This is a genomic window from Rhabdothermincola sp., assembly GCF_036846205.1.
Taxonomy (GTDB): Bacteria; Actinomycetota; Acidimicrobiia; order Acidimicrobiales; family Acidimicrobilacustridaceae; genus Rhabdothermincola.
This window is the reverse complement of record NZ_DAIUCK010000068.1, coordinates 1-18068: the sequence shown is the minus strand read 5'-3', so window position 1 is coordinate 18068 and position 18068 is coordinate 1. Positions and strand designations below refer to the sequence as shown.

Below are 18068 nucleotides of genomic sequence, written 5' to 3'. Positions count from 1 at the left end.
GCTCACGCCCGTCCCACATCCCCCGGGCGAACGCGGCCACCGCCAGCAGCACCAGGGCGGTGTTCTGCCCGCCCGTCACCCCCTTGAACAACGGGTAGAACACCAGCGCGGCCAGCACGGCCTGCTCGAAGGACCGATCGACCAGCGGCGCCAGCGGGCGCACCAGCCAGAGGGCGGCCACCACGGCCGCCACCATCACGACGGTGTGCACCGCGTAGGAGAGGCGATAGGGCAGCAGGGCGAGCGCGGTGTACGGGAGGGCGTCGTAGGGCGGGTAGGCGAAGTACAGCTGCCCCCCGTCACGTTCGTCGCCGAAGAGTCCCTGCTGCTCCCGAGCCTGAGTCTGCGGGTCGTAGAGACTGGAAGGGTCCTCCGCCAGGAGCTTCCCCGCGGCATAGAAGGACGGGTAGTCACCTCCGAGCCGACCGCTGGCCGTGCTGCTGCCCGAACCGGTGAGGAGCACCACCGCGAAGGCGATGCCGAGCGCCACCAGCAGCGCTCGGGTGTTGCGCACCAGCGCCGGTGAGGGTCGGCCGAGCGGGGGTTCCACGCTCAGCCGGGTGGGTCCTCGATGTCCGGCGTGCGGCGCTCCAGCTTCGGCAGCGCGACCCGACCGGTGCGCTGCAGGGCGACGATCCCGTAGTTGCCGATCAGCTCCTCGAAGTCGTCGAGCTTGCTCGGTGAGCCTTCCAGCGACACCGTCAGCTCGCGCCAGCCGACGCTGAGGATCCGCCCCTCGAACACCCCGACCAGCTCGATCACCTGACCCCGCACCTCCGGCGGCGCGGCCACGGTGGCCAGCAGCAGCTCGCGCTCGACCGCCTCGCCGGGAGCCAGCTCGTCGATCTTCACCACGTTGATCAACTTGTCGAGCTGCTTGATGATCTGCTCCAGCGGGGCGGACTCCACGTCGACCACGATGGTGATCCGGCTGAAACGGTCGTCCTCGGTCGGGGCGACCGCCAGGGAGTAGATGTTGAACCCTCGGCGGGCGAACAGGCCCGCCACCCGGGTGAGCACCCCCGGCTTGTTCTCCACCAGGACCGTCAGGATGTGGTGCTTCGCGGAGGCGCCACCATCAGGGGCCACGTTCATCAGCGACCTCCCTCCCCGTGGGCCGGGTCGACGATGATCTCGTCGTTGCTCAGCCCGGCCGGCACCATCGGGTACACCTTCTCGCGGCTGTCGGTGCGGAACTCGATCACCACCGGCCGGTCGTCGATCTCGTTCGCCTTCTCGATGGCCGGCAGGACCTCCTCGGGCGACTCGACCCGCATCCCGATGCAACCCATGGCCTCGGCCCACATCTTGTAGTCGGGCAGGTCGGGTGACAGGTAGACCTCCGAGTAGCGCTCCTCGTAGAACATCTCCTGCCACTGGCGCACCATGCCGAGGTAGGCGTTGTTCAAGATCGCCACCTTGACGGGGATGCGCTCGCTCGCCGCCGTGACCAGCTCCTGCGCGGTCATCTGGAAGCACCCGTCGCCGTCGACCGCCCAGACCATACGATCGGGACGCCCGACCTTGGCCCCGATGGCGGCCGGCACCGCGAAGCCCATGGTGCCGAGCCCACCGGAGTTCACCCAGGTGTAGGGGTGGTTGAACTTCCAGTACTGGCTGGTCCACATCTGGTGCTGGCCCACCCCCGACGCCACGATGCAGTCATCGGGCGTGTTGTCCCGCAGCGTCTCGAGGACGAACTGCGGCTTGAGCGCTTCGCCGGGCTCCGACGGCTGGTAGGTGAGGGGGTAGCGCTGCTGCCACTCGCGGATCTGCTCGCCCCACGCCCGGCGATCGGGCTGGCGTGACGGGCCGCCGAGCTCGCGGATCGCCTCGATCAACGCCTCGATCACCAGCCGGGCGTCGCCCGCGATGCCCACGTCGGGCCGGCGCACCTTGCCCAGCTCCGCGGGATCGATGTCGACGTGGATGATCTTCGCCTCGGGGGCGAAGGCCGGCACCTTGCCGGTGACCCGGTCGTCGAAGCGGCTGCCCAGCGCGATCAGCAGATCGGACCGCTGCATGGAGGTGACCGCGGTGTAGTTGCCGTGCATGCCGGGCATGCCCAGCGCCAGCGGATGGTCGTCCGGGAACGCCCCCCGGGCCATGAGCGTCGTGACCACATGGATACCCGTCAGCTCCGCCAGCTCGCGCAGCGCCTCGGCAGCCCGGGCTTTGAGGATCCCGCCTCCCGCGTAGATGACCGGTCGCTCCGAGGCGAGGATCAGCTCGGCCGCCCGGCGGATCGCCTCGGGGTCGCCGGCGGTCACGGGGCGGTAGCCGGGCAGGTCAACCTCCTCGGGCCAGTACCACTCCATCGCTGAGCGGGGGTTCTTCGGATCGACGATGTCCTTCGGCACGTCGACCAGCACCGGGCCGGGGCGACCGGTGGTGGCGATGTGGAACGCCTCGCGGATGATCCGGGGGATGTCCTGCGCGTCGCTGATCAGGAAGTTGTGCTTGGTGACCGGCATGGTGATGCCGGTGGTGTCGCACTCCTGGAAGGCGTCGGTGCCGATGGCCGCGTACGGCACCTGCCCCGTGATGACCACGATCGGCACGGAGTCCATGTATGCGTCGCACAGCGGGGTCACGATGTTGGTGGCCGCCGGACCGCTGGTCACCATGGCCACCCCCGGCCGGCCGGTGGCATGGGCGAATCCCTCGGCCATGTGGCCCGCACCCTGCTCGTGGCGCACCAGGATGTGGCGGATCGGCGAGTCGATGATCGGGTCGTAGACGGGGAGGATGGCGCCGCCGGGGAGCCCGAAGATGGTCTCGACGCCCTCCATCTCCAGGGCCTTGATGAGGGCTCGGCCGCCGTCCATCCGCCTGCCGCTGCTGGGTGTGGTCATCTCCGTTCCTTCACTGCTCCTGTCGGTGGGGGTCTCTCGGTGCTGGGTCTCGCGATGGCGCTCGGGGCGCTGCCGTACCGGTCCGAAAACTGCATCGACCTCCCGATCGGGAGGTCGACGACGCGCACGCGGCAAGCTCGGGCGGCGTGCGCTAGGTGACTACTACGAGGGCCCGGGGCATGCTCATGACGCCACCAGCGTGCCACGGCCCCACCGCCGAGGCAACCTCCGTGTCAGGCTTCGGTGATCGCACCCCGCTCCGCGCCCTGCGCCAGCCGGGCGTACTTGGCCAGCACCCCGGTGGTGTAGCGGGGCTCGGGCAACTTCCAGTTCGACCGGCGGCGCTCGAGTTCGGCCGGCTCGACCAGCAGGTCGATGGTGTGCGCGTCGGCGTCGATCACGATGCGGTCACCGTCCTCGACGAAGGCGATCGGCCCGCCGTCCACCGCTTCGGGCGCCACATGGCCCACGCAGAACCCGTGGGTGCCACCGGAGAACCGGCCGTCGGTCACCAGCGCCGCGTCGGCACCCCGGCCTGCTCCCTTCATCGCGCCGGTGACGGCCAGCATCTCGCGCATGCCCGGCCCGCCCTTGGGTCCTTCGTAGCGGATGACCACGACGTCGCCGGGATTGATCCTCCCGGCCAGGATGGCCTCCATGGCCGCGGCCTCACCGTCGAAGACCCGGGCCACGCCTTCGAAGCGGTCGAAGTCCAACCCGGCCACCTTCACCACCGCGCCTTTCGGCGCCAGGGAGCCCGTGAGCACGGCGATGCCGCCGACCTCGTGGATGGGATCGCGCACCGGGTGCACGACCTCGCCGTCCGGGGCGGGCGGATCGAGCGCGGCGAGGTTCTCGGCCACGGTCTTGCCGGTCACGGTCAGGCAGTCACCGTGCAGCAGACCGGCCTCGAGCAGCTCCCGCATGACCACCGGCACCCCACCGATGCGGTCGATGTCGGTCATGTGGTACTTGCCGTGGGGCTTGGTGTCCGCGATGTGCGGGACCCGGGCCGCGACCCGGTTGAAATCGTCCAGCTCGAGCTCGACCCGTGCTTCGTTGGCGATCGCCAGCAGGTGCAGCACCGCGTTGGTCGAGCCGCCGAGCGCCATCACCACCGCGATGGCGTTCTCGAACGCGGCCTTGGTCATGATGTCCCGGGGCCGGATGCCGAGGCGCAGCAGCTCGACGACCGCCGCGCCGCTGGACCGGGCGATGTCGTCGCGGCGGCGGTCCACCGCCGGGGGCGACGCGGAGCCCGGCAGCGACATGCCGAGCGCCTCACCCACCGAGGCCATGGTGTTCGCGGTGAACATGCCCCCGCAGCTCCCCTCGGTGGGGCAGGCGTTGCGCTCGATCTGGTCGAGCTCCTCCTGGGTGATCTCGCCCGCGGCGCGCGCCCCCACCGCTTCGAACACCGACACGATGTCGAGGACCTGGCCGTTGCAGTTGCCGGGCAGGATCGAGCCGCCGTAGACGAACACCGACGGCAGGTTGAGGCGGGCCGCGGCCATGAGCATGCCCGGTAGCGACTTGTCGCAACCGGCGAAGGTCACCATGGCGTCGAAGCGCTCGGCGTGCATCACGGTCTCGACCGAGTCCGCGATCACCTCCCGGCTGACCAGCGACGCCCGCATCCCCTCGTGCCCCATCGAGATGCCGTCGCTCACTGCGATGGTCGTGAACTCGATGGGGAACCCGCCAGCCGCCCGCACACCCTCCTTGGCCCGCTTCGCCAGCCGGTCCAACGGCAGGTTGCAGGGGGTCACCTCGTTCCACGACGAGCACACCCCGATCTGGGGCTTGTCCCAGTCGTCGTCGGTCATGCCCACCGCTCGGAGCATGGCCCTGGCGGGCGCGCGCTCGAAACCCTCGGTGACCTCGTGCGAGCGGGGCTTCATCGGGTTCGTCATGCCCCGAAGGTTAGCCTCCCCCGCCGGCACCCCGCGCCGGCCGACCGGCCCGCCTCCCTGCCCGTCCGGCCCTGCTCCGACTCATGCTCCACGTACCGTGAGACACCCGTTGCGGCGCGATCCGCACGACGCCGAGATCCTGCGGTTGGCCCTCCCCGCGCTCGGTGCCCTGATGGCCGAGCCTCTCTACGTCCTCGCCGACACCGCGGTGGTCGGGCACCTCGGCACCGAGCCCCTCGCCGGCCTGGCCGTGGCCAGCAGCATCCTGCTGATCGGCTACTCGCTCTTCATCTTCCTGGCCTACGGCACCACCGCCTCGGTGGCCCGCCTGCTCGGGGCGGGCGAGGAGCGCCGGGCAGCCCACGAAGCCGTGCAGGGCATGTGGCTGGCGGTGCTCGTCGGGGTGGCCCTGGCCGTTGCCGGCTACGTGCTCGCCGAGCCACTGGTCTCGCTCGTGGGTGCCGGCGGAACGGTGCGCACCGAAGCGTTGACCTACCTGCGCATCAGCCTGCTCGGCATGCCCGCCATGCTGGTGGTGCTCGCCGGCACCGGCTACCTGCGCGGCCTGCAGAACACCCGGACCCCCCTGCTCGTCGCCGTGTGCTCGGCGGCGTTCAACCTGGGCCTCGAGCTCGTGCTCATCGCCGGGCTCGGCTTCGCCATCGGCGCCTCGGCGCTGTCCACCGTGATCGCGCAGTGGGGCTCGGCGGCGGTGTACGTCCTGTGGGTCCGGCGTGCGGTCCGCCGCCACGCGGTGCCCCTGCGACCCGACCCGAGCAGCCTCCGCCGGTTGGCGGTGGTGGGCCGGGACCTGTTCGTCCGCACGGCCGCGCTGCGGGGCGCGTTCCTCCTCGCCACCGTCGTGGCCACCCGGATCGGCTCCCCCGATGTGGCCGCGCACCAGATCGCCTTCGAGATCTGGAACCTCCTCGCCCTGGCCCTCGACGCGCTGGCCATCGCCGGCCAGGCGCTCACCGGACGGTTCCTCGGCGCCGACGAGCCACATCTGGCCCGGGCCGCGGCAGGGCGGATGATCGAGCTGAGCGTCCTGATCGGCGTGGTGCTCGGCGCCGGGATCTTCCTCGCCCGCGGGCCGCTCCCCGAGATCTTCACCAGCGATCCCCTGGTGCTCAGCCTCACGTCGTTCCTGCTGGTGTTCGTGGCGATCATGCAGCCGCTCAACGGGTTCGTGTTCGCGCTCGACGGCATCCTGATCGGCGCGGGTGACCTCGGCTACCTGGCCTGGGCGATGGTGGTGGCTGTCATGGCCTTCGCCCCGGCGGCGGTCGGCGTGCTGCTCTACGGCGGGGGGATCGGCTGGCTGTGGGGCGCGCTGATGATCTTCATGGGCGTGCGAGCGCTCACCCTGGGACTGCGGTTCGCCGGTGAGGGGTGGGTGGTCGTCGGCCCGGACCGGTCAGCGGACCGCCTCCTCGAACCGGCCAGCCGGCCGGGCACCGCCCGGCACCCCGGCTGACCGGTTCAAGTGGCAGAGGCCGTGAGCGGGGGTCACCCGCTGGTGCCGCACTGCTCGTTGATGTAGCGCTCGATGTTGGCGTTGGCCTTGGTGTACTCCTCGCTGTCGAAGAACTCGCCGACCTCGACCAGGTTCTTGCTCCGCGCGATCCCGTCCGCGATCACCTGGAGGTCGTCACGCACGTCCTCGGGGACTTCCCCCTTGAGCTGATCGAGCGTCTTCTCCAGCTCCGCCTTGGTCTGCTCGTCTCCGGCTCCCAACGCGTTGAGGTAGATGCTTGCGTAGGCCGCGCCGATCTCCACACAGTTCCCGAACCCGCCGAGCTTGCTGAGGTCGAGCTCATCCGTCGACGTATCGCCGCCGGACGAGCTGCCGCCGGACGAGCTGCCGCCGTCCCCGCTGCTGCTGCCGCTCTCGCCGGCGCTCTCGGTCGCCTCCCGGCTCTCTGCTTCCGTCGTACTGCTCTTCTTGCTGCTGCAACCCACCAGGCCGGCCAGCAACAGACCAGCGAGCAACAGCGCACCCAGCTTGCGCATGGACCTCTCCTTCGTCGAGCCCCCGGGCGGGGGTGCGCAAACCCTAGTTCGTGCCGGCGCGCCGATCTTCGAGGAGCCGGGTGACGACCTTGCCATCGGCTTTGCCCTTGGTGGCTTTCATGACCTGACCCACGAAGAAGCCGGTCAGCTTGCCCCGACGTTTGTCGTCACCCGAGACGTACTCGTCCCATTCGTCGGGGTGCGCGGCGATGAGTTCGTCGACCACGGCCTCCAGCTCGGCGGTGTCCATGGCCTCGAAGCCCCGGGCGAGCGCGATCGCCCCCGGGTCGCCGCCGGTCTCCACCATCTCGGCGAGCACCTGCTTGGCCTGGGTGGCCGTGAGCTGGCCCTCGACCTCCATCTGCACCAGCGCGGCCAGCGATGCCGGATCGAGCCGCTCGGCCCCGTCGACCGCCAGGTCGTGCTCGATGTGGGTCAGCACCCGCCCGGGGTCGCCACCAGCGGCGATGGCCTGCAGCGCCAGCTCGTCCAAGCCGCGTTCGACCGCGATCGCGATCGCGGTGGCGGCCGCCGACGGCCCGCCGGCCGCCTCGGCCAGTCGGGCCCGCCGGTCGGCCGGGAGCAACGGCATCGACTCGTCGATGGCGGCGATCCCCGCCGGATCGGGGACCAGCGGCACCAGGTCCGGCTCCTGGAAGTAGCGGTAGTCCTCGGCCTCCTCCTTGGACCGCCCGGAACGGGTGCGCCCGCCCTCCTCGTCCCAGTGGCGAGTCTCCTGCACCACCCGCTCGCCGGACTCCAGCAGATCGATCTGGCGCCGGGCTTCGTACTCGATCGCCCGCCCCAACGAGCGCAGCGAGTTCAGGTTCTTGATCTCGCAGCGGGTGCCGAGCGACGTCTCGCCCACCGGGCGCACGGACACGTTCGCATCGACCCGCAGCGACCCCTCTTCCATCTTCGCGTCGCTCGCCCCGGTGGCCAGCAGGACGCCGCGCAGCTCGCTCACGTACGCCTTGGCCTGGTCCGGGGAGCGCAGATCGGGGCGGGACACGATCTCCACCAGCGGCACTCCGGCCCGGTTGTAGTCCACCAGCGAGTACCCGGCCTCGTGGATGCGCCCGCCGCCACCTACATGGGTGCTCTTGCCCGTGTCCTCCTCGATGTGCGCCCGCTCGATGCCCACCCGGGTGCCATCGGCCAACTCGAGCCAGCCGTCGACGTTGGTGGGTTGGTCGTACTGGCTGATCTGGTAGTCCTTCGGCATGTCCGGGTAGAAGTAGTTCTTCCGGGCGAACACCGACGGTTCCACGGTGCAGTGCAGCGCTCGACCGAGCCGCATCGCCAGCTCGACCGCTCGGCGGTTGAGCACCGGGAGGGAACCGGGGAGCCCCAGGCACACGGGGCAGACGTTGGTGTTGGGCTCGGCGCCGAACTCGTTCGGGCACGAGCAGAACAGCTTGGTGGCCGTGGCCAGCTCGCAGTGGACCTCGAGGCCGATCACGTACTCCCACTCGCGCCCGGTGGTCGCGCTGGTGATGGTGGTCATGACGTCTCCTCCCTCGCCAGCTCGAGCACGGCGGCGGCCCGGAACAGGGTCGCCTCGTGCAGCGCCGGGGCCAGCAGCTGCACCCCGACGGGCAGCCCGTCGGCTCCCGTACCGAACGGCACGGACACCGCGGGATGACCAGCCAGGTTGCTCGGGATCGTGCAGACGTCGGAGAGGTACATCGACAGTGGATCAGCAGTCTTGTCACCGAGGGGGAACGCGGTGGTGGGCGAGGTCGGCGAGAGGAGCAGGTCGTAGCGCTCGTAGGCCGCGGCGAAATCGCGCCCGATGAGGGTGCGCACCCGCAGGGCCTTGCCGTAGTAGGCGTCGTAATAACCGGCCGAGAGAGCGTACGTGCCGAGCATGATGCGGCGTTTGACCTCGGCCCCGAACCCGCGGGTGCGGGTGGCGGTCATCATCTCCCCGGTGGTCGCCCCGTCGACCCGTGGCCCGTAGCGCACCCCGTCGTAGCGGGCGAGGTTGCTCGACGCCTCCGCCGGGGCGATGAGGTAGTACGCGGACAGCCCGTAGGTGACCGCGGGCACCGACACCGGCTCGACCGTCGCCCCTGCGCGTGCCAGCGCGTCGGCGGCGGCGTGGACCCGCGCCGCCACGTCCGCGGCAACCCCTTCGCCCAGCAGCTCGGACACCACACCGATGCGCAGACCCTCGACCCCGTGGTCGAGCACCGCGGAGAGGGCCGGGACCGGTTCGGGGATCGAGGTGCTGTCACGCGGGTCGTGGCCGGCGATGACCTCGAGCACCAGCGCCGCGTCCGCCACGGTGGTGGTCAGCGGCCCGATCTGGTCCAGCGACGACGCGAACGCGACCAGGCCGTAGCGCGACACGAGCCCGTAGGTGGGCTTCACCCCCACCACGCCGCACAGCGCGGCCGGCTGGCGGATCGATCCGCCGGTGTCGGAGCCGAGCGCGACCGGGACGAAACCTGCGGCGACCGCCGCCGCGCTGCCACCGCTCGAGCCGCCGGGCACCCTCGTCTCGTCGTGGGGGTTGCGGGTCGGGCCGAAAGCGGAGTTCTCCGTCGAGCTGCCCATCGCGAACTCGTCGAGGTTGGTCTTGCCGACGATGACCGCGCCAGCGGCCCGCAGCCGCTTCACCACGGTGGCGTCGTAGGGGGGGCACCAGCCCTCGAGGATGCGCGACGAGCAGGTGGTGGGCGTGCCCCGGGTGCAGAGGTTGTCCTTCAACGCCACCGGCACGCCGGCCAGCGGCCCCGGGTCATCGCCTGCCGCCACCCGCCGGTCGATCGCCTCCGCCGCCGCTCGGGCCTCGTCGGCCAGCACGAGGTTGAACGCGTGGATCTGCGGCTCACGGGCCTCGATGGTCGCGAGGTGCTCGTCGAGCACGTCTCGAGCCGAGCGCTCGCCGGCTCGGATCGCCGCGGCCAGCTCGTGCGCGCTCACGGTTCCTCCCCCAGGATCGGGGGAACCCGGAAACGCCCGTCCTCGACAGCCGGCGCCTGGGCGAGCACCTCGTCGCGATCGACGCCCGGTGCGACCTCGTCGTCACGGAAGACGTTGGCCAAGGGATAGGGGTGAGTCGTGGGCTCAACGTCGTCGAGGTCGAGCGCTTCGACATCCCGGGCGTGGTCGAGCACCGCGGCGAGCTGCCCGGTGAACAGGTCCAGCTCATCGTCGGTCAGCGAGAGGCGGGCCAGCCGCGCCACGTGCGCGACGTCGGCCCGCGAGATCGGCTCGGACATAGGCGACCCATCGTAGGATCGGCGCGCGGCCTCCGCGAACGGCTAGCGGTACGGGTCGCGAAGGGCCGGCTCGTCCCACCAGTCGTCGGGTGCGGGCGACCAGTCCGGGTCGGGGTGGATGCAGTCGACGGGGCAGGGGTCGACGCATTCCCCGCAGCCCGAGCACAGCTCGGGGATGATGACGACGTCGATCCCGTGGTTGAAGATGGCGCCGAACGGTGGCGGACAGTGGCGGATGCAGGTGTCGCAGTTGATGCACGCCGCCATGTCGATGAGCAACGGCGGACGCTGCCACTTCGGGTTCCGCTGGCGGGTCGCCAACCGCTGGTCGCGTCCCGCGCTCACCGCAGCCTCACCTCCCGGCTCACCTCCGGGCTCACCTCCGGGCTCACCTCCGGGCTCACCGACGGCGAGGGTACAAGCGCCGGCAGCTGCCGGCGCTGGACTGGAGCCCCGATCCAATCTTGACCGATCGGTCAAGCAAGCTCGGGGCACCTGCGCTACCGTGTCCCCCGCCGCCAGTGGCGGCAGCTCCGGCAACGGTCCGTGGCCGGTGTGGGCAGCGCAGAGAGAGTCACAGAAGGAGTGTCCGTGGCCGAGAAGTACGAGTTCCTCAGCCCCGAGTGGATCGAAGCAGCGAAGAAGATCCGTGACGAGGCGCCGGCGCCAGCGAACCCCCCCGCACACATCGTGCGGATGAACCAGATCATCACCGACGCGCCGTTCAACGGCGGCGAGGAGATCCATGTGCACATGGACACCTCCGACGGCGAGCTCAAGATGGACCTCGGTCATCTCGAGAACCCCGATCTGACCGTGACCGTCGACTGGGAGACCGCCAAGGCCATTTTCGTCGACCAGAACCCACAGGCAGGCATGCAGGCGTTCATGGCCGGCAAGGTCAAGGTCCAGGGCGACATGACCAAGCTGATGGCGATGCAGCAGGGCGTGCCGGACCCGAACGCTCAGGCCATCGCCGAGAAAATCAAAGAGATCACGGCCTGAGCCGCTGATCAGTCCGTGGAGGCTGCGTCACCGACGAGCGGTGACGACCAAGGCCGGCGGGGCGCCCTCCGGGGCGCCCCGCTCGCGTTCGGGCGCCCGGTCCCGGTGGGTACTGCGCACGAACAGCGCGGACAGCACCCCCAGGCCCGCGGCGATCGCCCCGGCGAGGAACGCCGCGTGGTACGAGCCGACCAGACCGGCCACCGGCTCGCGGGCCGCCTGCACGGTCTGGAGGATCTGGATGCCGGCCACCACCCCGACCTGGGCGACCATCTGCTGGGCCGCCGCCACCACCCCGAGATCGACCTCGTCCACTGCGTTGGCCACCGCGGCGGCCATGGCCGGCGCACAGGTGCCCATCCCCACCCCGGACAGTACGAGCGCGCCGACGATCAGCCAGTCCGAGGAGCTCGGCTGGACCAGGGCCAAACCGAGCATGGAGGCGGTGATCAGCGAGGCACCGATCACGGCGTTGGTCCGCTCGCCGATGCGCACCGTGACCCAGCCGGCGACGGGCCCGGCGATCGCGAAGGCCAGCGGCCGCGGGGCCATGAGGTCCCCGGTGCGGGCCTCGCCGTAGCCGAACACGCTCTGCAGGAACAGCGGGGTGATGATGAAGCCGCCCATGTACGCGAAGTTGGCGAAGAACTGGTTGGCGATCGGGAACGCGAAGTTCGCCCGCCGGAAGTAGCGCAACGGCACGAGCGGGTGCCGCACCCGCCGCTCGACCAGCACGAACCCCACCGACGCCAGCGCCGACACGACGAACGCTCCCACCACGAGCGAGCTGCTCCAGCCGAGCACCGGACCGCGGTTCAGGCCGAGGAGCAGCGCCCCGACGGCGAGGGCGAGCACCGCGGAGCCGGCGGCGTCGAAGCGGACGTCGTGGCGCCGCTCGGTCTCGGGCAGCACCAGGAACCCGACGACCAGGGCCAGCAGGGAAAGCGGCACCTGCGCTTCGAAGATCAGCCTCCACCCCCACGCCTCGACCGCCCGCCCGCCGATCACCACGCCGAGCATGGGTCCCCCGGCGGCGACGAGCGACCAGTAGCCCAGTGCCAGCGCCCGCCGGTGCGGCGGGAACAGCTTGTTGATCATCGAGATCGACGCCGGCCCGATCGCCGCCCCGAGCGCTGCGCCGAGCACCCGGAAGCCGATGAGCGATCCTGCGTTCCATGCCGCCGCGGTGAGCGCAGCCGACACGCCCACACCCATGATGCTGATGAGGTAGACCCGCCGGCCGCCGAAGAGGTCGGCGAGCTTGCCCGCGGCGGGACCGATCACCGCGTAGGCCAGGATCGGGCCGGTGATCATCCAGGTGAGGACGTCCGGGGTGGTGTCGAGATCCTCGGCGATGCGGGTGATCGAGACCGACAGCACGGTGATGAGGAAACCGACCGAGAGCAACCCGAACAGCGCCGCGATGAGCACGATCCACGGATAGCGATCGCTGGTCTCGGCCCGCCGGCGGAAGCGGTCCCGCCACAGCAGGGGCCACGGCACGATGGCGACTTCGTCGGCTCCCGGCGCCTCGACGGTGAGCTGCCCGGCCTCGTCCGCGGCGGTCGTGGAGGGGTCGGGAGGCACGCTCGCCACCATAACTTGACCGCTCGGTCAATCACGACCTGCACCACTCTCCCGGCAGATCCCTGCGCCGAATCCCTCACCGAACTGTTCATGGATCCGCGGCTGTCGACCGCGCCGGGATGAACAGTTCGGGAGTGGTGGGCGAACTGTTCATGGATCCGCGGCTGTCGACCGCGCCGGGATGAACAGTTCCGAGAGGCGCGTGGGAGGCGCGTGGGCGGTCAGCTTGTGATGATCACCACGGAGCTGCCCCGGCGCACCTGCGTGCCCGCCGACGGATTGGTGCCGGTGACCGGCTTGGCCGGGGAGCCCTGGGTGGACGACACCACCAGTCCGGCGCCCTCCAGCCGCTTGGCCGCCTCGACCGCGGAGAGGCCGCGCACGTCCGGCACCGGGATGGTCGGCGGCCCGCTCGACACCACCAGGGTCACCGTGGAGTCGCGGGCCACCATCGTGCCGGCACCCGGATCGACCTCGAGCACGACGCCCGCGGGAACGGTCTCATCGGAGCGCGGCACCCGCTTGACCACCAGCCGCAGCTCCTCCAGCCGGGCCTGAGCCGCATCCGCGGTCTGGCCGATGAGCCCGTCGGGCACGGTGCGCGGCAGGGGTCCCCCCGACACCACCAGCGGCACCCGATCACCCTTGGGCAACTCCACCGGGACGTTGTCACCGAGCGCCACCACCACTCCGGCCGGGACGTCCTCGCTCGGCACCTTCGTCACCTCACCCACCGCCAGGCCGGCGGCCGCGAGCTGGGCCTCGGCCTCCGACAGGGGCATGCCCAGCAGGTTCGTGGGCACCGCCACCAGGGTGGGACCCAGCGAGACCGTGACCCGCAGCACGCCACCCTCGACGAGCGAGGTGCCCGCCGCCGGGTCCTGGGACACGATCTGGCCTGGCACCGTGCCGTCCTGGCGGGTGTCGGTGCGCTCCACCACCCAGCCCGTGCCGGCGGTCGCGCTCTCGAGGTCGGCCACGTTCGTGCCAACGAGATCCGGTACGGCGTGGGCGACCTCGCGGACCTCGAACCACCAGTAGGCGCCCGCGCCGGCCAGCGCACCGAGCAGCAGGAGCACCCCCAGCACCACGGGCCAGCGACGCCGCCGCTCCCGAGCCGGGCCCGGAGCCACGGCCGGCGAGCGCTCGACCCGGCGGGTCTCGGGCTGGCCGTCGCCCTCGTGCAGGATCGTGATGCCGTCGGTGGTGGTGCCGGGTGGGGCGGTCATGATCTCGGGCTCGAGCTCGCCCAGCACCCGGCGCTCGGCCACGAACTGGGTGGTGGGATCACGATCGTCACCCCCGGCCAGGTCCACCGCCATCGCACCGGCCAGCGGCAGCGGCGCGGGACGCTCGAGCTCGGACGCGGCCGCCATCAGCAACTCGGCGAAGCCGGCCGCGTCGACCCGGCGGGCCGGGTCGGGCTCGCCGGCCCGTTCGAGCGCGGGCACCAGCGGGCCCAGGGCCTCGGGCACCGCGAGCGGCCGGTCGACCCGGGCCATCAGGGTGCCCAGGGTGGTGTCGCTCGAGAAGGGCACCTCGCCGGTGACGGCCTCGATGAGCACCAGACCGAGGGAGTACACGTCGCTGCGCCCGTCGAGGGTGACGCCCCGCGCCTGCTCGGGAGAGGCGTACCGGGCGGTGCCCAGCACCGCGCCCATGGGTTCGGTCCAGGCCGCCTCCGCGAGCGCCCGCGCCAAGCCGAAATCCGCGATGCGCAGCCGCCCCTCCTCGTCGAAGAGCAGGTTGGCGGGCTTGATGTCGCGGTGCACGAAGCCCCGCCGGTGCGCGTACTCCAGCCCGCGGGCCGCCTCCAGGCCGACCAGCAGCGCCTGGGCGGGGTCGAGTCGACGCCCGAGGTCGAGCATCCCCCGGAGGCTGCCACCCCCGAGGTACTCGGTGACCAGGTAGGGCACGTCGTCCTGGCCCCAGTCGAAGACCGCCATGACGTGCGGGTGGTTCATGGCCGCGGCCGCCTGGGCCTCGGCCCGGAACCGCTTGAGGAAGGCCGCATCGTCGGCCAGCGCGTCGTGCAGGATCTTCACCGCCACCCGCCGGCGCAAGGTCACGTCGTCGGCCAGGTACACGGACGCGGACGCGCCGGTGCCGATGGGGGCGACCAACCGGTAGCGCCCTCCGAGCACCTGACCGACCCGGTCGACCATGCGGGAGATGGCCACCGTTCCAACGTAGTAGTTACAGGCCTGTCATTCGCGTACCCGCGGGGCGACCATCACCCCAGCCCAGCGGCGGCCTCCAACCCCGTCGGCTGCGGTCCCGACCCGGAGTGGACCCGACACAATGACGGTGTGAACGATCACCCCGACCCCACCGCCAGCTCCGCCCGACCGGTCCGCGTCCAGTACCCACGCTGGCTGTGGGGGGTCGGCGCGCTCGTGGCGGCGGTGGTCGCCGGGGCGGTGGCGGTGCTGGTCGTGGTGGGCGAGGGAGGATCACCGAGCCAGGCCGGTGGAGGCGTGGAGGCGCTCATCCCCAGCGACGACTCGCAGATCGTCCAGCAGGCCACCGTCGGCATCGACCTGGCTCCCGGTTACCAGGCGGAGCTGTCGGTGAACGGGGTGCCCCTGCCCCTCGATCAGGTCGTGGTGGAGCGGGGTCTGAACACCGTCACCTTCACCCCGGGGCCGGGCCGGGCCTACGAGCGTTGGCCGGCAGGAGAGACCTGCCTGACCGCGCACCTCTGGCCGGTCGAGAACCCCACTTCGGTGGACGTGCGCACCTGGTGCTTCACCGTGGTGTAGCGGCGTCGAGCAGCACTTCGAGCTCCGCCAGCGCACCGGCGGGGTCGCTGCCCACCACGACGCCGTGCATGCCCACCCGGCGAGCCGCCTCCACGTTGCCCGGATAGTCGTCGAGGAACACCGCCCGCTCCGGCGCGACGCCACCGAGCCGCTCGAGCGCCAACTCGTAGATGGCCGGGTCGGGCTTGCGCAGGCCCACCTCACTGGAGTCGACGACGGCATGGAACAGCTCGTCGACCGGCAACATCGCCCGCCAGTACTCGCGGAACTCGGCGACGTTGTTGGTTACCAGACCGGTGAGGTAGCCCTGCTCCCGCAGGCGGCGGGTGCGTTCCACGACCGCGGTGCGCACGCCCCCGTCATCGCTGGCCAGGTACTTGAGCAGGTCGTACAGCTCGATCTCCAGGCCCCGAGCCGACCCCAGGGCACGGATCTCCGCTCTCGCCGTCTCGAGATCCAGCTCGCCTCGCTCGCAGCGGTGCCAGGGGTGGTCGGTGTCGCGGTCGTACGGGCCGAACACGATGTCGAGCGCATCCTCGAAGGTCGCACCCACCTCTTCGCCGACGGCTCGGAGGGCGTCGAACGGCGACGGGGTGAACACCCCTCCGAAGTCGAACACGATCGCCTCGATGGTCATGGCAGCTCCCCGGTCGCGAGCAGATGCTCGAAGCCTGCCTCGTCGAGGATCGGGACCCCGAGCTCCCTGGCCTTGGTCAGCTTCGCGGCGCCGGGTCCCTCACCCACGACGAGCGCGGTGGTCTTCGTCGACACCGACCCCGGCGCCTTGCCCCCGTGCGCCTTGATCACCTCCTCGGCGCGCTCCCGGCTGTAGTTCGCCAGGGTGCCGGTGACGACCACCGACATGCCCGCCAGTGTCTGGGGCACCTGCTCAACCCGAGGCCCCTCGAAGTTCACCCCCGCGGCTCGCAGCTTCTCGACGATGCGCCGGTTGGCGGGGTTCGCGAACCACTCGTGCACGCTCTCGGCGATCACCGGCCCGATGCCGTCCACCGATGCGATCTCCTCCACCGACGCGTCGAGCAGGCGGTCGAGATGGCCGAAGTGACGGGCGAGAGCCTCCGCGCCCGCGGGACCGAGATGGCGGATGTTCAACCCCACCAGCAGGTTCGCGAGCGGCCGCGACTTGGACGCCTCGATCGCGTTGCGCAGGTTCGCCACCGACACCTCACCGAAGCCCTCGAGGGACCGCAGCCGCTCGTAGTCGAGGTGGTACACATCGGCCACGTCGTGCACCATGCCGAGCTGCTGGAACAGGCGCACCCGTTGCTCGCCCAGGCCCTCGATGTCCATCGCCCCCCGCGACGCGAAGTGCTCGATCGCTCCCGCCACCCGGGCCGGGCACTGCTCGTTGGGGCACCGGCGGTCGGCCTCGCCATCCAAGCGGACCAGCTCGGTGCCGCACACCGGGCACCGCTTCGGGAACCTCCATGGACGCAGGCCCTTCGGCCGGTCCGCGAGCACCGGGCCCACGACCTCGGGAATGACCTCACCCGCCTTGCGCACGATCACGATGTCACCCGGCCGCACGTCCTTCTCCCGCACCTGGTCCTCGTTGTGGAGGGTGGCGAGACCCACCGTGGACCCGCCGACGAAGACCGGCTCAAGCACCGCGAACGGCGTGGCTCGGCCGGTGCGACCGATCGAGACCATGATGTCCTTGAGCAGCGTCGTGCGCTCCTCCGGTGGGAACTTGTAGGCGATCGCCCAGCGTGGTGCCTTGCTCGTGGAACCGAGCTGCTCTCGCACGTCGAGCTCGTCGACCTTCACCACGACACCGTCGATCTCGTAGGGCAGCGAGTGCCGGTTCGCCTCCCAGCGCTGGCAGAACTCGTAGACGGCGGGAAGCTCCTCGAGCACGGTGATCTCGGGGTTCACCGGGAAGCCGAGGTCGCGCAGCCACGCCAGGGTCTCGTGGTGTGTGGCGAACGCCGGCCCTCCCTGCACCTCACCGAGCTGGTAGCTCCAGAACGACAGCTCCCGGGTGGCGGTGACGGACGGGTCCTTCTGGCGCAGCGAGCCCGCCGCGGTGTTGCGGGGGTTGGCGTACGTGCGCTGGCCGGCCTCGACCTGCGCCTTGTTGATCCGCTCGAACACCGAGATGGGCATGTAGATCTCGCCCCGCACCTCGAGCACGGGCGGCGCACCCTCGAGCCGATCGGGGATGTCACGCACCACCCGCGCGTTGGCGGTCACGTCCTCACCGACCCGGCCATCGCCTCGGGTCGCGGCCTGCACCAACTCGCCGTGCTCGTACCGCAGTGAGATCGCCACACCGTCGATCTTCAACTCGCACACGAAATGGACCCGCTGACCGTCGCCGAGCTCGGCCAGCCGGCGCTGCAACCGGGCCCCCCACGCCTGCAGCTCCGCTTCGTCGAAGGCGTTGTCGAGCGACATCATCGGCACCCGGTGCACGACCGGAGCGAACGCGGGTGACGGCGCGCCACCGACCCGCTGGGTCGGTGAGTCGGGGGTGCGCAGGTCGGGGTACTCGTCCTCCAGCGCGCGCAGCTCACGCACCAGCGCGTCGTAATCCGCGTCAGGGATCTCCGGCGCGTCCAGCTCGTAGTAGAGGCGGTCGTGGTGGCGGATCTGCCGGCGGAGCTCCTCGACGCGCTCGGCGGGATCGCGCGCGGCCTCGGTCACGGCGGGCATCGTACCGACCCCCACCCGGCCCGGACG

Annotated in this window: 16 protein-coding genes; 3 read left to right on the top strand and 13 right to left on the bottom strand. The window is 71.0% G+C overall.

From position 1 onward, the window contains the following. The 4 genes from V7004_RS10730 to ilvD form a co-directional block, all read right to left on the bottom strand. A partial coding sequence (locus V7004_RS10730; protein ID WP_334143922.1) for a glycosyltransferase 87 family protein occupies nucleotides 1-550 on the bottom strand: 550 nt, incomplete at its 3' end. A 2-nt stretch (nucleotides 551-552) separates the two neighbouring features. Beyond that, entirely contained in the window at nucleotides 553-1095 is a 543-nt protein-coding gene (ilvN, locus tag V7004_RS10725) for an acetolactate synthase small subunit (RefSeq protein ID WP_334143920.1), read from the bottom strand. After that, the gene (locus V7004_RS10720) at nucleotides 1095-2855 is read right to left on the bottom strand and encodes an acetolactate synthase large subunit (protein ID WP_442968045.1); all 1761 of its coding nucleotides are present in this window, start codon (nucleotides 2853-2855) and stop codon (nucleotides 1095-1097) included. The genes ilvN and V7004_RS10720 overlap by 1 nt, the downstream gene beginning before the upstream one ends. 233 nt (nucleotides 2856-3088) lie before the next feature. Then, nucleotides 3089-4768, bottom strand: a complete 1680-nt coding sequence (gene ilvD / locus V7004_RS10715; protein WP_334143918.1) for a dihydroxy-acid dehydratase — start codon at nucleotides 4766-4768, stop codon at nucleotides 3089-3091. Nucleotides 4769-4865: 97 nt separating this feature from the next. Here ilvD and V7004_RS10710 point away from each other — a divergent pair, with 97 nt between their 5' ends. Beyond that, entirely contained in the window at nucleotides 4866-6245 is a 1380-nt protein-coding gene (locus V7004_RS10710) for an MATE family efflux transporter (protein WP_334143917.1), read from the top strand. 32 nt (nucleotides 6246-6277) lie between these two features. On the opposite strand, the gene V7004_RS10705 is transcribed toward V7004_RS10710, so the two are convergent. From V7004_RS10705 to V7004_RS10685, 5 genes are read right to left on the bottom strand one after another with little or no spacing between them, the layout of a single operon-like run. After that, a complete protein-coding gene (locus V7004_RS10705) occupies nucleotides 6278-6781 on the bottom strand; it encodes a hypothetical protein (protein WP_334143916.1) in 504 nt (167 codons plus the stop codon). Nucleotides 6782-6824: 43 nt separating this feature from the next. Then, nucleotides 6825-8288, bottom strand: a complete 1464-nt coding sequence (gatB, locus tag V7004_RS10700) for an Asp-tRNA(Asn)/Glu-tRNA(Gln) amidotransferase subunit GatB (protein ID WP_334143915.1) — start codon at nucleotides 8286-8288, stop codon at nucleotides 6825-6827. After that, nucleotides 8285-9712, bottom strand: coding sequence for an Asp-tRNA(Asn)/Glu-tRNA(Gln) amidotransferase subunit GatA (gatA, locus tag V7004_RS10695; RefSeq protein ID WP_334143913.1), 1428 nt, complete (start codon nucleotides 9710-9712; stop codon nucleotides 8285-8287). The genes gatB and gatA overlap by 4 nt, the downstream gene beginning before the upstream one ends. Continuing rightward, on the bottom strand, nucleotides 9709-10011 hold the full coding sequence (gatC, locus tag V7004_RS10690; protein ID WP_208026939.1) for an Asp-tRNA(Asn)/Glu-tRNA(Gln) amidotransferase subunit GatC: 303 nt from the start codon (nucleotides 10009-10011) through the stop codon (nucleotides 9709-9711). The genes gatA and gatC overlap by 4 nt, the downstream gene beginning before the upstream one ends. A 42-nt stretch (nucleotides 10012-10053) precedes the next feature. Beyond that, nucleotides 10054-10356 (bottom strand): DUF362 domain-containing protein, encoded by a 303-nt coding sequence (locus tag V7004_RS10685; protein ID WP_334143912.1) that lies wholly within the window; start codon nucleotides 10354-10356, stop codon nucleotides 10054-10056. Nucleotides 10357-10602: 246 nt separating this feature from the next. Here V7004_RS10685 and V7004_RS10680 point away from each other — a divergent pair, with 246 nt between their 5' ends. Next, the gene (locus V7004_RS10680; RefSeq protein WP_334143911.1) at nucleotides 10603-11016 is read left to right on the top strand and encodes an SCP2 sterol-binding domain-containing protein; all 414 of its coding nucleotides are present in this window, start codon (nucleotides 10603-10605) and stop codon (nucleotides 11014-11016) included. A gap of 27 nt (nucleotides 11017-11043) precedes the next feature. On the opposite strand, the gene V7004_RS10675 is transcribed toward V7004_RS10680, so the two are convergent. After that, nucleotides 11044-12603: an MFS transporter gene (locus tag V7004_RS10675; protein ID WP_334143910.1), complete on the bottom strand. Its 1560-nt coding sequence runs from the start codon at nucleotides 12601-12603 to the stop codon at nucleotides 11044-11046. A gap of 221 nt (nucleotides 12604-12824) precedes the next feature. Next, on the bottom strand, nucleotides 12825-14783 hold the full coding sequence (locus tag V7004_RS10670) for a protein kinase domain-containing protein (protein ID WP_334143909.1): 1959 nt from the start codon (nucleotides 14781-14783) through the stop codon (nucleotides 12825-12827). Nucleotides 14784-14912: 129 nt separating this feature from the next. Between V7004_RS10670 and V7004_RS10665 the strand changes: the two genes are divergently transcribed. Next, nucleotides 14913-15365 (top strand): hypothetical protein, encoded by a 453-nt coding sequence (locus V7004_RS10665; protein ID WP_334143907.1) that lies wholly within the window; start codon nucleotides 14913-14915, stop codon nucleotides 15363-15365. Here V7004_RS10665 and V7004_RS10660 read toward each other — a convergent pair. Together V7004_RS10660 and ligA are read right to left on the bottom strand one after the other, a co-directional pair. After that, nucleotides 15352-16002, bottom strand: coding sequence for an HAD family hydrolase (locus V7004_RS10660; RefSeq protein ID WP_334143905.1), 651 nt, complete (start codon nucleotides 16000-16002; stop codon nucleotides 15352-15354). The genes V7004_RS10665 and V7004_RS10660 overlap by 14 nt on opposite strands. Continuing rightward, nucleotides 15999-18041 carry an NAD-dependent DNA ligase LigA gene (ligA, locus tag V7004_RS10655; RefSeq protein WP_442968046.1) on the bottom strand — a complete coding sequence of 681 codons (2043 nt, stop codon included), beginning with the start codon at nucleotides 18039-18041 and terminating at the stop codon, nucleotides 15999-16001. Before ligA ends, V7004_RS10660 begins: the two co-directional genes overlap by 4 nt. Nucleotides 18042-18068 lie beyond the last annotated feature (27 nt).

Excerpts from the sequence above, each read along its gene's own strand:
- ilvN (WP_334143920.1), bottom strand. The coding sequence starts at position 1,095 with ATGAACGTGGCCCCTGATGGTGGCGCCTCCGCGAAGCACCACATCCTG.
- V7004_RS10720 (WP_442968045.1), bottom strand. The coding sequence starts at position 2,855 with ATGACCACACCCAGCAGCGGCAGGCGGATGGACGGCGGCCGAGCCCTC.
- ilvD (WP_334143918.1), bottom strand. The coding sequence starts at position 4,768 with ATGACGAACCCGATGAAGCCCCGCTCGCACGAGGTCACCGAGGGTTTC.
- V7004_RS10705 (WP_334143916.1), bottom strand. The coding sequence starts at position 6,781 with ATGCGCAAGCTGGGTGCGCTGTTGCTCGCTGGTCTGTTGCTGGCCGGC.
- gatB (WP_334143915.1), bottom strand. The coding sequence starts at position 8,288 with ATGACCACCATCACCAGCGCGACCACCGGGCGCGAGTGGGAGTACGTG.
- gatC (WP_208026939.1), bottom strand. The coding sequence starts at position 10,011 with ATGTCCGAGCCGATCTCGCGGGCCGACGTCGCGCACGTGGCGCGGCTG.
- V7004_RS10660 (WP_334143905.1), bottom strand. The coding sequence starts at position 16,002 with ATGACCATCGAGGCGATCGTGTTCGACTTCGGAGGGGTGTTCACCCCG.
- ligA (WP_442968046.1), bottom strand. The coding sequence starts at position 18,041 with ATGCCCGCCGTGACCGAGGCCGCGCGCGATCCCGCCGAGCGCGTCGAG.